Source organism: Marinicellulosiphila megalodicopiae, from assembly GCF_045862395.1.
In the GTDB taxonomy this organism is placed as follows: domain Bacteria; phylum Pseudomonadota; class Gammaproteobacteria; order Pseudomonadales; family Natronospirillaceae; genus Marinicellulosiphila; species Marinicellulosiphila megalodicopiae.
Genome location: NZ_AP023087.1, coordinates 606770 through 621666 on the forward strand (window position 1 = coordinate 606770; position 14897 = coordinate 621666).

Genomic DNA, 14897 nt, shown 5'->3' on the forward strand with positions numbered 1-14897 from the left:
TTTAGCGCTTAAATTAAACGCCTGCTTTATTTAAATCAATAATTAATTGCTCAAGCATGGGTTCACTAAATTGGCCATCACCAAAAATCGGTAAATTTCGAAGTGGCATATCATCCACTAGCGCTTTAGCCATTAATAAACTTGCTTTAGCCGCTTCGCTGTTTTCATCTCCTGCAAACATTTTTGTAAACACAAAAATCGTTTTATCAAATACTTCTTTGCCTGCTTCGGTGTGCGCAATATCGCCTATTGTAGAATTGAAATGATACGGAAAAACAGGCATTTCTTTTGGAATCTCATAACCTAATAAATTAGCAAAAGATTGATCATCAAACTGTCCTGCTTTAGGAGAAAAATATACATCTAAATCAGTTGCGCGTTCTTCTGATAACGCGTTGGTTTCAATTGTAATTTCACAGCTGTCCTTTATGTCGTTAATAGATGCACCTACTTGAATGTTATAAACATCAGAGGGGGCATTCCAGTTATTATCAACGGTTGACCAATATGAAAAATCACGAATAGTTAATTTAATTGTAATTTCTTGAGATTCGCCTGGTTCTAAAAATACCTTCCCATAACCTTTTAATTCTTTATTTGGGCGTGGCACGCTTGGGTTTTGTTGAGCGATATATAATTGAACAATTTCAGCCCCAAAAACATCACCGATATTTTTAACGGTCACTTTTACTTTAAATGAATCATTTTTAGTGAAATCTATCATTTGTCTGTCATCAAATCCCTCAATGACAAGATCACTGTATTCAAATTGGGTATAAGATAAACCATGCCCAAATGGAAATAACACAGGTTGGTCTGCAGTATCAAAATAACGATAACCTACCCAAATACCTTCACGATATTGCACCTGTTTATTGGTACCTGGAAAGTTTGCATCACTGGCAATGGATTCTAAATTAAGCGGGAAGGTTTCTGCTAATTTACCACTTGGATTCACCGAACCTTTTAATATGTTTGCAATAGCTGATGCACCCGCTTGGCCACCTAAATACGCTTCTAAAATTGCAGGAACAGAATCCGCAAACGGCATTAAAATAGGCGCGCCATTTTGTAAAACCATTACGGTTTTATTTAAGTAAGGTTGCATTGCTTCAATCAATGTTAATTGTACTTGAGGTAAATCTAAATGCTTTCGATCAAACCCTTCGGATTCATATTTAGGGGTTAAACCTGCAAAGAAAATTACGACATCAGATTGTTCAGCAAGATGTAATGCTTCATCGATTAATGTTTGGCTGGTTTCATCATTAAGAGAAAAACCTTGCGCGTATTGAATGTTATTTTTGCCAAATACGTTTTCCAACTCTTCTAATGGTGTTTCTAATTTAAATGGATTAATTTTAGAGCTACCCGCACCTTGATAGCGTGGAGCTTTTGCAAATTCACCAATGACAGCAATCTTTTTATTTTGCGTAAGTGGCAAAAATTGATTGTCATTTTTTAATAATACTGCCGTTTGTTCTGCTATTTTTGCTGCTAATTTATGATGGTCTTCTAAGTTTACAGTGATCTGTGTTTCATCCAATGCTGCTTTAGATTTTAAAATTAAATTTAATAATAAGGCCACGCTGTCATCTAATTCTTTTAAACTTAAATTTCCATCTGTAATAGCTTTAAGAATTTTATTGGTATTTAAATCCCCAGAGCTTGGCATTTCTAAGGTTTGCCCCGCTTTTAACCCTGCAACACGATCGCTATTTGCGCCCCAATCTGTCACTAATACGCCTTGAAAATTCCATTGTTTGTACAGAATTTCGTCTAATAATACAGGATGCTCAGATGCATAAATGCCGTTGACTAAATTGTATGAGCTCATTATTGTCCAAGGTTGAGATTGCTTAACAGCAATTTCGAAGGCGGGTAAATAAATTTCACGCAACGTGCGTTCATCAACAATAGCATCAACTGTCATACGGCAATTTTCATGATTGTTAACGGCATAATGTTTTAAACTTGTACCCACTTTTTGGCTTTGAACGCCATTGATCCAAGCAGCTGAAAGTTGGCCTGATAATAAAGGGTCTTCTGAGAAATATTCAAAATTACGACCACCTAATGGATGGCGTTTTAAATTAACGCCAGGACCTAAAAGCACCGATACGTTTTCAGCACGGCATTCTTTACCTAAAGCGACACCCATTTGTTCTATTAATTCTAAATTCCAAGTTGCTGCCAAGCCCGATGCGGTTGGAAAACAAGTGGCTTTGACTGAATCATTTAAACCAACATGATCGCCTTCGCCTGCTTGCTTACGAAGACCGTGCGGTCCATCGGTTAGCATAATTGAAGGTAAATTTAATCGTTCGTTTCCGTGTAAATGCCAAAAATCTTTACCCGTACAAAGTTGTGCTTTTTCTTCTAGCGTCAACTGATTTAATAAATTTTGGATGATAGTAGAATTCATAATATACGCCTTGAATAAAAAAGTTATTTTTGTGGTTTTAATCCATCGATTAATAAATCAATCAACATAGGAGAGAGAGCTGGTACGTCTTCATGGCCAATTTCTAACAAGGCATCCATACGTAATAGCATTCGACGATAAAAAGAATTTACCGCATTTAAAATCGTGACAGCCATTAAATGTGGGTCTTTATCCGCACGAACACTGCCGTCTTTTTGGCCTTCAACAAACATGAAATCTAAACGAACAATGGTGTCCGAAGGTAATAATTGAGATAACTCAGATGCAAAATTTTCAGGCACCCGGGTGCCAGTATAATAGCCATCAAACTCAGCAATAAATCGGTCACTGTTTTTTTCATTTGGATTACAAAATGAGTAGAGAATCGCCTCAATACCTTCAATCGCACTGTTGTATTTTCCTGCTTCATAATCATCAAAGATTTGATCATAACTGCTCATGTAGCGAGTTAATACTTTAACCAAAATGGCAAAGCCTAATTCGTATTTGTCGCTGTAATAGCGATACAGTGTATTGCGGCTGGTGCCCACTTTAATCGCAATATCTTTCATTTGGGTTTCAGCAAAACCTTGGGCCACAAAAAGCGATTCCGCTCCATCAAGGATGCGCTCGCGAGTTTCATCTGTTTGGTAAATCATTCGGTCTGACATAAGTAATAGTACGCGTGTAACATTGATGTGCTAAAGATAGTATTAGTTTGAAATATAGTCAATTATTTTTTTGTATGAAATGTAGGGTTTTGTGAAAACAGAAGGTAAAAATATAGAATCCTACGTAGGTATTCTTATTAAGCAGACCTTGCGAGCATAATAAATACTGTGAGTTTCATAGCTAAATTTATAAAAAAGTACGGTTCCCTTTAATTTACGAGAAAAATAAAAATTTAGTACATGATTAATATTTATTAAAAGAATGAACTAATAATTTGAGTGTGTTTTTATGGAGTAAATTCATTTGTAAATTTTTGTTTCTTGATTTAAAAAATGATGGCCGATAAATAAAATAATTAATGTGCTGTGAAAAAATTAACCAACCTGGGTGACATTTTGTAAATCAGTGAACATGAGGTTTAAATGAATTCGGGAATTACCAAAGCACTAGCAAAGCACTAGCAAGACACACTAAATAAGAGCAAAGAATTACCAAAGCCCGCAAGCAACAAGACAAGAAAAGCACTAGCAAGAAGCACTAGCAAGACACACTAAATAAGAGTAAAGAATTACCAAAGCCCGCAAGCAAGACACACTAAATAAACAACAAAACGACACAAAACAAAAATAGCAATTCAATCATCTTAATCTATTCTTTAAATATGATTAAAGAAATCGAGAAATGAATCTTTAAGAGGATGAATAATGCCAATAGCCAGAAGTAAACTCGTATCTGTAGAGGCGACGCCATTTTACCATTTGATAAGCCGTTGCTGTAGGCAGTGCTACATTTTGGGTAAGGATGCAGTGACTAAAAAGGATTATTCACACAGACAAGAATGGATTGAAAATCGATTAGAAGAATTGCCCTCGATATTTAATATAAAAGTAGCATCCTATGCGATCATGTCAAATCATTTTCACCTAGTGGTGTTTGTAGATAAAGACGAGTCGAGTAAATTATCGGATTTACAAGTCATTGAGCGCTGGCATAAAATTTATAATGGCACAGTATTAACTCAAAAATATGCCAAAGGTGAGCTTTTATCAGAAATTGAGATGGATTTGGTAAAAGAGCGAGCGGATGAGTTTCGCAGTCGACTAATGGACTTAGGTTGGTTCATGAAATGCATTAATGAGCCATTAGCACGAAGCGCCAATCGAGAAGATAATTGCACAGGAAAATTCTGGGAAGGTCGTTTCAAGTCTCAAGCATTGCTTGATGAAAAAGCATTATTAGCCTGTATGGCATATGTGGATCTCAATCCAGTGCGCGCAAAAATGGCAAAAACACCAGAAAAATCAGCACATACCAGCATCAAAAAACGCATCGAACAATCATTAAAAACAGATAAGCCAAATAATCAAACAGAGCAAGTCAAAGGTCTTTTAAACTTTGTAAGTCAATCAAGGCAAGATATGCCTAAAGGGATTCCATGCAAACTGACAAGCTATATTGAATTAGTAGAATGGACAGGAAGGCAGTCCAGAAAAGGAAAAGCAGGTAAAATTGATTCAGATATACCAGAACTTATGCAGCGACTCAATATAGATCCAGTTAAGTGGGCACATATTACCTCAAATTTCGAATCAAGTTTTAAAGGTATTGTGGGTGAATCGTTATCCATAATAGAAACAGTCAAAAACTTTGGGCGAGAGCGTGCATTAAACGTATCAAACTGCTTGTATTATTTTGGAAAACAAAAAAATTAGAAAAAACATATCGAGCCTCAATCACAAATACTAGTTTTTCGGAATTAGAAAATCCGTATGTCTGAAAATTGACAAATCTGAATGTATTTTAAAATTTCATGTTCGTTATTGGTAAAAATTTAGAATTTATAAATAATGCTAGAATTGTAGGGATATAGTGTTTATTAATTGTTTTGATTCTTAATTCAGTCTGTCTTTGCAAGTTCTCTTTGATTCTTAATTCAGTATGTCTTCGTAAATCTTTCGTAAATCTTGTGCTTTGATTCTTAATTCAGTATGTCTTCGTAAATCTTGCAGTATGTCTTCGTAAATCTTTTATATTTTCGTGTTATGATACTTAACTTTAAAAGTTAATGTTGATCATCTAGAGAATTGAGATTTATACTGTTATGAAAAGTAAATACCAAAAATATTTTATGCAATTTTTATCTGAAGTGCAGTTAATTCAAGAAGCAGAACATGCAACTTATGAACTATCGGATGATTTGTTAAATTGTGTGATTTTGTCTGGCGAAATTTTTGGTGAAAGTACCTATGAGAAAATTAAAAAAATCGGTAAAAAGTATAATCTTCTTATGATGGATTGTGATTTAAGTATTTTATATCGTGAAAGTTAAATGCAGCGATCATAATATATATCTCATAGTCATAACAGCTCGATTTAAAAGTCATCTGTTGTTAAATTATTCTAATTTATCCAGATATCATAATATTATATTATCCAAAAATATCAGAATGTTTTCCTTATTTATTCTGTATTTAATTTATGGTATAAAGCAAATAGATAAAAACTTAAAAAATATTTAGTGATAAAACTATTTGGAGAAAAATAATGAATTTTGATAATGACAAAATTGATGAAGCCGCATTGGCTTTAATGTATCTTACTCTACATGACCATAATCGAGTTTGGAAACAAATGGATTGGGAAGTGACAAACCGTTTGCATCAAAAGGGATTGATTGATGATCCTATTGGTAAAACAAAATCTATTGTTTTAACAAAAGAGGGATTGAAGCAAAGTGAAGTACTGTTTACTCAGTTATTTTCTAAATAAAATGATGATTTTTATAATAAATTAAGTGAGATAATATGAGTGAATTATTTAATACATCTAGGCTTTGCATTACAGATACAAAGTCATATTTAACCCTTAATGATCAACAGTATTTTTTAGAGCAAGTAGTAGAAATACTTTCTAAGCAAGTAGTTGAACAATTGCCTGAGTCTTTTCATCATATATACTCATTGAACGAAGCTAAATGCTGGTTTGATCGTATGAATAATGAATGTCGTGTATTAATAGTTGTGCTAAATAAAACATCATTCATTGTAGGATTTATTTTCGTGTATGAATGTGATAAAAATGAAGCCAATATTGGATATTTACTAAAAGCATCATATTGGAAGCAGGGATTAGCTAAAGAGATGCTAACGGGGTTTTTAAATTGGAATGATCTTACAGGCAAATATAATAATTTATTAGCGGGTGTTAGTTTAAAAAATATGGCATCATCAAATTTGTTATTAAATATTGGTTTTTCAAAAGTAAGTAATAATGACGCCACTGTTTTTTATGAATATACAAGGAATGCATGTGATTGAAATTAAATATACGAATAGTCAAGTTTTGGATTGTTTGCATGGTTTATTATATTAATTAAATGCGATGAATTATCTTGCTAAGCCTAATGATTTTGAATCATCTAATGAAATAAGTACTGTTAAATATAGGTTTAAGGAAACTCTGTTTAAATAATGCTAAAATATGAGTGTCCATTAATTTTAAATAAAACCTATATATCACATGAAACAACTCAGCTTTACAGACGCAGAATCCCATTTAAAACGAAAACAAACTCGAAAAGAAAAATTCCTTAATCAAATGGAAGGACTTGTTCCTTGGGGCGTTTTTCTGCCTATCATCGAGCCATTTTATCCAAAAATGCATAAAAAAGGTCGTCAGCCTTACCCGCTTGAAACGATGCTTCGTGTTCATTTAATGCAAAACTGGTATACGATGAGTGATCCATCAATGGAGGATGCACTTTATGAAATTGCATCCATGCGACAATTTGCTCGATTAGAATTAACACATAAAATTCCTGATGAAACGACCATCTTAAAATTTAGGCATTTGCTTGAGAAGCATAAATTACAAGAAAAAATGCAACAAGCCATGAACCAAATTATGGTTGATCAAGGTGTATTATTAAAAGAAGGGACACTGATGGACGCCACAATTATTCACGCATCACCTTCAACCAAAAACAAATCGAAAGCACGCGATCCAGAAATGCATTCCTGCAAAAAAGCGAATCAATATTATTTTGGAATGAAAGCGCACGTGGGTGTCGACATGTACACAAGCGTGGCGCACAGCATGACATTTACATCGGCTAATCATCATGATGTGACCGAAGCGCATAATTTATTGCACGGTGAAGAAAAATTAATCGGTGGTGATAGCGGATATTTAGGTGCGGATCAGCGTGAAGAAAATAAAGATGTTTCAGCCCAATGGCTGATCGCAGAGCGACCAAGTTCATTAGTAAAAAAACACGGGACGGGCACAATTTACAATGACAAAAAAGCCACGGAAAAAATAAAGGCGCAATTAAGAGCGAAGGTGGAGCATATTTTTAGAATCGTAAAGTGTCAGTTTGGATTTCGAAAAGTGAAATACAAAGGGCTAGCAAAAAATGCGGCACAGCTGACGATGTTATTTACGTTAGCCAATATTTATATGATGAGGAATTTATAAATGAACTAGGCGAGTTACGCCTAGAATTTGGCAAACCAGCCAAATTCTAGGAAGTATGCGAGTTTTTTCGCAATTTCAGGGTGTTTTTTAGAAAAAAAATTGTAAGATTTTTTTTATTGAGTCTTTAGGATTCTAAATCAGAGATTCCTTAAGTATTTGTTGTGTGATGATGTATTTTCTTGTTTTGTTTAAAGTGAGGTTATGCCAATTGATTTTTCCGTTGGAGCGAATTATTACATTCTCTTATTTTTCAATAGGTGAAAGTTTGCTCTGTTGATGAAGTTTATATTGAAGAAAATATTAGGCGCAAGGGATGTCGGTAAAAAGCTGAATTTAAAATCGAGCAGTTTTCAGTTAGCCAATTAGTAACTGATTTTTTTACAGAAGTTTGGGGTTTTAATCAGGATGTATTATCGTTTTATCAATGTGGCGAATTAAATACTCAAGAGCACCGGTTGTGAAAAAAGTAATAAAAACTTGTAAGTATCCTGTTCATCCAAAATTTGAACCGTTCTGTATTAAAACATTATTAATAATTTATATATAAAGCACATTTTTACGAAGTTTGGCTGACCCAAAGAGTAAAACAATAGAGGGCGGAATATTTTTCTGCGTAAATTTATTTTATATTTGTTTTCAAAAATTTCCATATCAAAAAACAAAGGCAGAAAATTCTGCCTTTGTTTTAGTGTATTTTTAAATGCGACTTAAAAATTCATTCTTTTTATTTTGAAATTCTTCTTCACTTACCGCGCCCATATCTCTTAGCTTTGCTAGTTTTTCGATTAAGCTAAACGGATCTTCCAAGCTTGTTGATTTGTTTTCAAATTGAGCCGGTTGCAGCTGTTGTTTTTGCGCAGCTTGCTCATATACTGGTGCACTTGGTTGAGATGCACTTGGTTGAGATGCACTTGATTGAGGCGCAGGTTGTTGAAATGCTTCAGGTTCAATAAAATTATTATTGATTGGTTGGCTAGGTTGTACGCCATTGTTTTTTACAATCGGTAAACTAGACACGCTTAATGTGCCAAATTGACTATTAAATACTAGTGAATCGTTGCTGCCTTGTTGTTGGCTCACACCGCCTATGTTGTGATTTAGTGTATCGTAAATGGTCAGTGCACCATTATGTTCCACCGCTAGACGGTTTGCGAATAAAGCATAACGAGAATTGTTTTGTCCACCTGAACTAAATGGTTGACCTAATTCATCTGGCCACCAGTTAACACTGAACCCGCCAAGCTTATTTTTAACTGGTGCATAGATTTGATTATTTGCTAATGCATTTGATAATTCGCTGCATAAATTATCAACCGTATTTTTTAGTGATGAGTTAAACATATCTCCGACCATTGTCATTCCGCCGGCCATCCACTGACCGCCGCCACCAAGTTCAGGACAATTAAATTGAGCCATTGAGCCCGATCCATTATTAACTGCGTTAAGCATATGAATGACCGCATCGGTGCTCAATCCGTATCGATTAGCACAATCATTAACTATATTTTGACCTGTTTGAGTAAGCTTTTGCATATAAAACCTCTAATAATGGTGGGATTCATAGTTGCCGATGTTTAGTGCGGGTATGAATTTTATGAAATGGGGAAGAATTCAAATAGGAAGCTTATAAGAAATATAAGTCAGTTTGGTGAATTCAAAGAAGAATGTTGATTATAACAGCCTTTCTAATTTTACGCGCATTATTTTATTTTATTTAATCATTATTTTTTATTTATATTCCTTTATTTTAGTGTATGAAGCCCTCAACGGAAAATTTTTTTGTTAAAAAACCTTTAAAATCATTAACATGGCTGTCATATACTTTTGATATTTTATAGAATACCCACCCGCTTTAATTTTAAAGAAGTAATTAAAATGAAATATTTCCCTTTCACTTTGCCTTTTCCATTCCTTTTGGTTTTAACTCCGTTTGTTGTTGTCTCCTGTGCCAGCTCTAATGTGAAATCAACAAAATCAAGCCATTTGAGCTCTGAATTATCGTTATGTTATGGGTTGACTGGTCTGACTAAAATGACTGTAATTAATAAAAATAATGGTATGTCTTTGGTTGAACAACAGAGCAAGCGTAAAAAAATTATGTCTGAAAATTCCACTACATATGAACTTATTAATGATATTTCTAAGAGAATTTATCAGTCGGATTTAACCAATTCTGTTTCTACTGCAATTGACACACATCAGTCTTGTATTCAATCAAGCGGCAGTAATATTACTTATAATGAAGCAGCAATCGGATTTTGTCCGATGCAGGGTGGCGCCATTGACATGGCAGGGGCTGCAAAAAAAGCAGGGTTTACAAAACAAGGCACCCTAAAACTGCTAAATACAAACTATCCTGGTTTTTCTGATAAGTTTGACGGAGGGTTTAGTCAAATGATTCAAAATGTTTATAAAAATAAAATGATTTCAGGGGCTGAGTATTACGCGAATTGTATGGATCAAAACGAAATTTAAGCTTAAAAAATTAGTACAACAATGATCGAATAGGAAGCAGTTGAGTTTGTTGGTTTGAATTAAATAAACCAACGCGAAAGGCTTGGGCTTCAATTTTATAGTGTTGATTAAAAGTTTGTTTCCAAAAATTAGATTGTTTGATGCTGTTAAATTCGCCAAAGTATAAATAATATTCCCCGTTAACATGTGCAAAGAAAAATGATTGCGGGTGACTTAGATAAAACTCGGTTGATACTAATAAAAAAATATCGCGCTGTTTTAGTGCGTCTTTTAAGGCGTGAATGGTTTGAAATTTTCCAATAAGCAAAGAATAAAAATCAGAATCGCACAGGTAGCAGGTTTTTATGGTTTGTAATATTTTTGTTGAATCCATTAAATTGAAAAATGCAGGCTTATCATTAAACTTAAGTTTTTGCTTGACTGTGTAGGCTAAGCCAATTTTAAAACTGGTTTGCACTGGGTTATTACTTAATAAATAAGGCGATTGAAATTGCGCACCCAGAGTGAATGAGAAAGCATCAAAGATATTCAACTGAGAATTAATCAAACCTTGAATGCCAGGGTAAAATGCACGGACAATATTTCCATTTACTTCTTCTAACGGGCGAGACAGTTTGACAGAGGAAAATGAGAATACGCCATTAATATTTGCATTAAATTTTAATGATTCAAAAAAAGATTGTATTTGGTAGCCTGTACCAATACTCAATTGATTGATGGGGTAACTTAATGTACCAAAATTTTCTTGGTATTCTATTAAACCTAGTTGTTCGAAACCTAAATTGAGTTTAAATGCTTGTTGATTAATAAAACTTGTTTGCAGGTATAGGCCGCCGGTTTGGCTTAATTGGGTTTTGTTATATCCAGCATTTATTTCCCAAGATTGTCCCATTACAATTGGCGAATAAGAAAATAGGCATAATAGCGTAAATAATACGCACTTCATGTTGATTCCCAATTTGGATGTATAAAATTTAAGTGTAGCAAAGATATTACAAGCTATTTTGTGTCTGTTTTTGTCAGTTTGATTTTTTGTTACCATGCCAGAGTTAGATTATTTAAAGGTTAAAAAATGGAAGATATAGAAAAAATACTCAGCTTTATGGTTGAAGTGGAAAAACTCAAAAACGTGCATCGAAAGACTAAACCCGTTGGTTTAGATCGCTTTGAAAACTCAGCAGAACACAGTTGGCATGTTTGTTTGTCTGCGTTGATGTTAAAAGACCAGGCAGATGAAGACATCGATATTCTAAGAGTGCTGAAGATGTTGTTGATTCATGATTTAGGTGAAATCGATGCAGGTGATACGATCATTTATGCAAGTGAAACAATTGAGCTTAAAAATAAAGAGGCAGATGGTGTTAAGCGCATCTTGGGATTTTTGCCTGATCATATGCAAGATCAATTTATGCAATTATGGTTTGAATTCGAATCAGGTGAAACAGCAGATTCTCGTTTTGCCAAGGCGATTGATCGCATACCGCCGTTGTTTCACAATATTCATGGCGATGGACACAGTTGGAAAGCATTTAACGTCAGTCAAGAAAAAGTATTATCAGTGAATCAACGTATTGAATTGGGCAGTAAAAAGTTATGGAAAGTGATAAAAGCTAAATTATCAAAAGCGGCAGATGATGGATTATTAAAATAAAAACGCCTGAATGATTCAGGCGTTTTTGACTAGATAGGTTGTGAATTTAATCGCCGATGATCTGACTTAAAAACAGTTGTAGACGATCGGTTTGAGGGTTGTCGAAAATCTCGGTAGGTGTGTTTTGTTCTACAATTTCTCCTCCATCCATAAAAATCACGCGATCCGCGACTTTTTTAGCAAATCCCATTTCGTGTGTCACACAAATCATAGTCATCCCTTCATCGGCAAGTTCAACCATTACATCTAACACTTCTTTAATCATTTCAGGATCAAGTGCAGAAGTTGGCTCATCAAATAACATGATTTTAGGAGACATGCATAATGATCTTGCAATGGCCACACGTTGTTGCTGCCCCCCTGATAATTGTCCTGGATATTTATTTGCTTGATCAGGAATCTTCACTCGCTCTAAATACATCATGGCTGTTTTTTCTGCTTCTTCTTTAGATTTTTTTTGCACCCAAATTGGGCCAATGGTTAAATTTTCCAAGATTGTCAGGTGTGGAAACAAATTAAAGTGTTGAAACACCATGCCAACATCGCGACGTATTTTTTCGATGTTTTTAACATCGTCAATCATCTCAACGCCATCCACAATTAATGATCCTTGCTGAAACTCTTCTAGACGATTAATGCAACGAATTGCTGTTGATTTACCTGATCCTGATGGGCCGCAGATTACAATTTTTTCGCCGCGTTTAACATTAAGATTAACGTCTTTTAATACGTGAAAATTACCGTACCATTTATTTAAGTTTTTAATTTTTATGACATCTGAATCTTGTACATTTGACTGTTCAGTTTCATTATTTTCTAAATTCTGGCTCATAATTTTTTCCTCAACCTTAAGTTAATTTCTGTGGCTGGTATCTAGTTTACGTTCAATAGAGTTACTCATCATCGACATGCTAAAACAGCAAATCCAAAAGATGAACCCAACAAATAAATATCCTTCGGTCGCATGACCGCCTAACCAATTTGAATTGCTTAAAGAAGTCTGCACCGTAGCAAGCATTTCAAAAATTCCGATAATTAATAAGAATGTTGTGTTTTTAAATAACATCACAAACGTGGCTAATATATTTGGCATAGATACTTTGATGACTTGGGGTAAAATTATCAATAATGTTTTTTGCCAATAACTTAACCCTAATGAATCGGCTGCTTCATACTGACCTGTTGGCACGGCTTGAAATCCTCCTCTAAATACTTCAGCCATATAACCTGACATAAATAGTATTAAAACAATCCATACCCTAATCAGTTTGTCGATGTTCATGCCCTCTGGAAAAAACAACGGTAACATGACAGAACCCATAAAAAATAAAGCCAGTACAGGTACACCACGGAAAAATTCAATTAAGATAACACAGACTGTTTTTACAAACGGCATGTGAGATTGTCGCCCTAAAATCCATAAAAAACTTAAAGGAAATGAAACAATAATACTGGCCGCTGCCAATAAAATATTTAATGAAAATCCACCCCAGTAATCGGTACGAACAAATTCCAAACCAAATAAACGACCATCTAATAATGCCAAACCAATAAATGGTAAAAGCATTAAAGCAGGAATGGAAATTTTATTGCGATAGGCTTTGGGTAAAAAGTTTGAACCAGCAACAATTGCAAACAAAGAAACCAAACAAAGGTTTACCCGCCATAAAGATTCAGGAGGATAACTGCCATAAAAAAACTGTTTACTCCAGGCATTAATAAATACCCAGCATGCTCCTGTATCGGTACAGTCATCTTGAGATTCACCGACCCAATTAGCTGAAATGAATAACCAGTCAATCATTTTTGGTAAAGTGAAAAATACTAATGCAGCTAATACTAATGTCACAAAACTATTTTTATAGTTGGGAAAAAGATTCCCTCTGATCCAGCCTATGAATCCCACATCTAAATTGGGTGCTGGACGAGCAGGGGATGGTTTAAATTCAATCATGAAACGCTCCTATCGCTCTATGTGGGCTACTTTTTTATTAAGTCGATTCATTAAAAATGAAATCGCCATATTAAAAGCAAAATAAACGGCAATGGTCATAAATACAATTTCAATTGCTTGTCCGGTCTGGTTCAAACTAGTGCCTACGAACACTGTAAATAAGTCAGGGTAACCAATTGCAGTAGCAAGAGTTGAATTTTTTACAAGGGATTGGTATTCACTATTTAATAGAGGAACAATGACACGCATCGCTTGTGGGACAATCACTAAGCGCATGATGCGGCTTTCTTTTAAGCCTAAACTTCTCGCTGCCTCCGTTTGTCCTTGCGGTACAGATTGCACACCAGCACGTACAGCTTCTGCAATAAAAGCACCGGTATACACAGAAAGGGCAATGGCTAATGCCATTAATTCAGGAATGACCGTGATACCACCTTGAAAGTTAAACCCTTGAAGTGATGGAAATTCTAATGTAAATGGAATACCTGTGATGAATGTTATCAATAAAGGTAAGCCAATAATAATGCCAAGCCCAGCCCAAAATGTAGGAAACTGTTCACCTGTTAGCTCTTGTCGTTTTTTTGCCCATCGAGCTAAAAATATGGCACCAACAATAGCAACGCCAACGGATACGTAAACGATTGTCGACAATCCTTCGCCTATTAGTCTTGGTAAAAATAAACCACGTATGTTTAAAAAAACTGCCTCACCAATACTTAAGCTTTGTCTGGTTGAAGGGAGTGTAGCAAGTACTGCGGAGTACCAAAAAAAAACCTGTAACAATAATGGAATATTTCTGAAAATTTCAACATAGACAATGGAAGCTTTTTTGACTAACCAATTTTTTGAAAAATACGCCACACCCATTAAAAACCCAATGGCTGTCGCAAAAAATATTCCGATGACTGAAACTAACACTGTGTTTAGCATGCCAACTACAAACGTTCTTGCGTAACTGTAAGTGGCGTCATAGGGCACTAAGGTCATTAAAATATCAAATCCTGCTGTGCTTCCTAAAAATTCATATCCACTTTTAATGCCGCGTGCTTCCATGTTGGCTAACGTATTAGACACCATCGAATAGAAAAAATAAGACAGTGCAAATAACAACAAGAGTTGATAGATGATTGCTCTATTTTTGGGGTTATTAAAAAAGGAAGGTTTTGATTTTGTTTGAATAGTATCTGTATGTTCAATCATAATCTTTGCGCTTATTTGAATGAAGAATGTAAAAAACAGATAAA

General features: G+C 34.7%; 14 protein-coding genes. 7 read left to right on the forward strand and 7 right to left on the reverse strand.

Annotation, left to right across the window (positions count from 1 at the left end; genetic code table 11):
* Positions 1–13: 13 nt before the first annotated feature.
* Both TYM08_RS02460 and TYM08_RS02465 read right to left on the reverse strand, forming a co-directional pair.
* A complete protein-coding gene (locus tag TYM08_RS02460) occupies positions 14–2425 on the reverse strand; it encodes a beta-glucosidase (RefSeq protein ID WP_422381391.1) in 2412 nt (803 codons plus the stop codon).
* 23 nt (positions 2426–2448) lie between these two features.
* Complete coding sequence (locus TYM08_RS02465; protein WP_422381392.1) at positions 2449–3084, reverse strand: TetR/AcrR family transcriptional regulator; 636 nt, start codon at positions 3082–3084, stop codon at positions 2449–2451.
* Between the two features lie 717 nt (positions 3085–3801).
* Between TYM08_RS02465 and TYM08_RS02470 the strand changes: the two genes are divergently transcribed.
* From TYM08_RS02470 to TYM08_RS02490, 5 genes are all read left to right on the forward strand, one after another.
* The gene (locus tag TYM08_RS02470; RefSeq protein ID WP_422381393.1) at positions 3802–4809 is read left to right on the forward strand and encodes a transposase; all 1008 of its coding nucleotides are present in this window, start codon (positions 3802–3804) and stop codon (positions 4807–4809) included.
* A gap of 389 nt (positions 4810–5198) precedes the next feature.
* Complete coding sequence (locus TYM08_RS02475; RefSeq protein WP_422381394.1) at positions 5199–5426, forward strand: hypothetical protein; 228 nt, start codon at positions 5199–5201, stop codon at positions 5424–5426.
* 215 nt (positions 5427–5641) lie between these two features.
* Entirely contained in the window at positions 5642–5866 is a 225-nt protein-coding gene (locus TYM08_RS02480; protein WP_422381395.1) for a DUF6429 family protein, read from the forward strand.
* Positions 5867–5901: 35 nt separating this feature from the next.
* Positions 5902–6414 (forward strand): GNAT family N-acetyltransferase, encoded by a 513-nt coding sequence (locus tag TYM08_RS02485; protein ID WP_422381396.1) that lies wholly within the window; start codon positions 5902–5904, stop codon positions 6412–6414.
* A 202-nt stretch (positions 6415–6616) separates the two neighbouring features.
* On the forward strand, positions 6617–7573 hold the full coding sequence (locus tag TYM08_RS02490; RefSeq protein WP_422379715.1) for an IS5 family transposase: 957 nt from the start codon (positions 6617–6619) through the stop codon (positions 7571–7573).
* A gap of 696 nt (positions 7574–8269) precedes the next feature.
* Here the strand turns inward: TYM08_RS02490 and TYM08_RS02495 are convergent.
* The gene (locus tag TYM08_RS02495; protein ID WP_422381397.1) at positions 8270–9106 is read right to left on the reverse strand and encodes an SHOCT domain-containing protein; all 837 of its coding nucleotides are present in this window, start codon (positions 9104–9106) and stop codon (positions 8270–8272) included.
* A gap of 342 nt (positions 9107–9448) precedes the next feature.
* Here TYM08_RS02495 and TYM08_RS02500 point away from each other — a divergent pair, with 342 nt between their 5' ends.
* Positions 9449–10048, forward strand: a complete 600-nt coding sequence (locus tag TYM08_RS02500) for a hypothetical protein (protein WP_422381398.1) — start codon at positions 9449–9451, stop codon at positions 10046–10048.
* 10 nt (positions 10049–10058) lie between these two features.
* Here TYM08_RS02500 and TYM08_RS02505 read toward each other — a convergent pair whose 3' ends face one another.
* Positions 10059–10994 carry a hypothetical protein gene (locus TYM08_RS02505; RefSeq protein ID WP_422381399.1) on the reverse strand — a complete coding sequence of 312 codons (936 nt, stop codon included), beginning with the start codon at positions 10992–10994 and terminating at the stop codon, positions 10059–10061.
* 126 nt (positions 10995–11120) lie between these two features.
* Here TYM08_RS02505 and TYM08_RS02510 point away from each other — a divergent pair, with 126 nt between their 5' ends.
* Positions 11121–11699 carry an HD domain-containing protein gene (locus TYM08_RS02510; RefSeq protein ID WP_422381400.1) on the forward strand — a complete coding sequence of 193 codons (579 nt, stop codon included), beginning with the start codon at positions 11121–11123 and terminating at the stop codon, positions 11697–11699.
* Positions 11700–11745: 46 nt separating this feature from the next.
* On the opposite strand, the gene TYM08_RS02515 is transcribed toward TYM08_RS02510, so the two are convergent.
* Genes TYM08_RS02515 through TYM08_RS02525 form a run of 3 tightly spaced genes read right to left on the reverse strand, consistent with a single transcriptional unit; the run spans position 11746 to position 14853 of the window.
* Positions 11746–12531 (reverse strand): amino acid ABC transporter ATP-binding protein, encoded by a 786-nt coding sequence (locus TYM08_RS02515; RefSeq protein ID WP_422381401.1) that lies wholly within the window; start codon positions 12529–12531, stop codon positions 11746–11748.
* A 21-nt stretch (positions 12532–12552) separates the two neighbouring features.
* Positions 12553–13653, reverse strand: coding sequence for an amino acid ABC transporter permease (locus TYM08_RS02520; RefSeq protein ID WP_422381402.1), 1101 nt, complete (start codon positions 13651–13653; stop codon positions 12553–12555).
* A gap of 9 nt (positions 13654–13662) precedes the next feature.
* Positions 13663–14853, reverse strand: coding sequence for an amino acid ABC transporter permease (locus TYM08_RS02525; RefSeq protein ID WP_422381403.1), 1191 nt, complete (start codon positions 14851–14853; stop codon positions 13663–13665).
* Positions 14854–14897 lie beyond the last annotated feature (44 nt).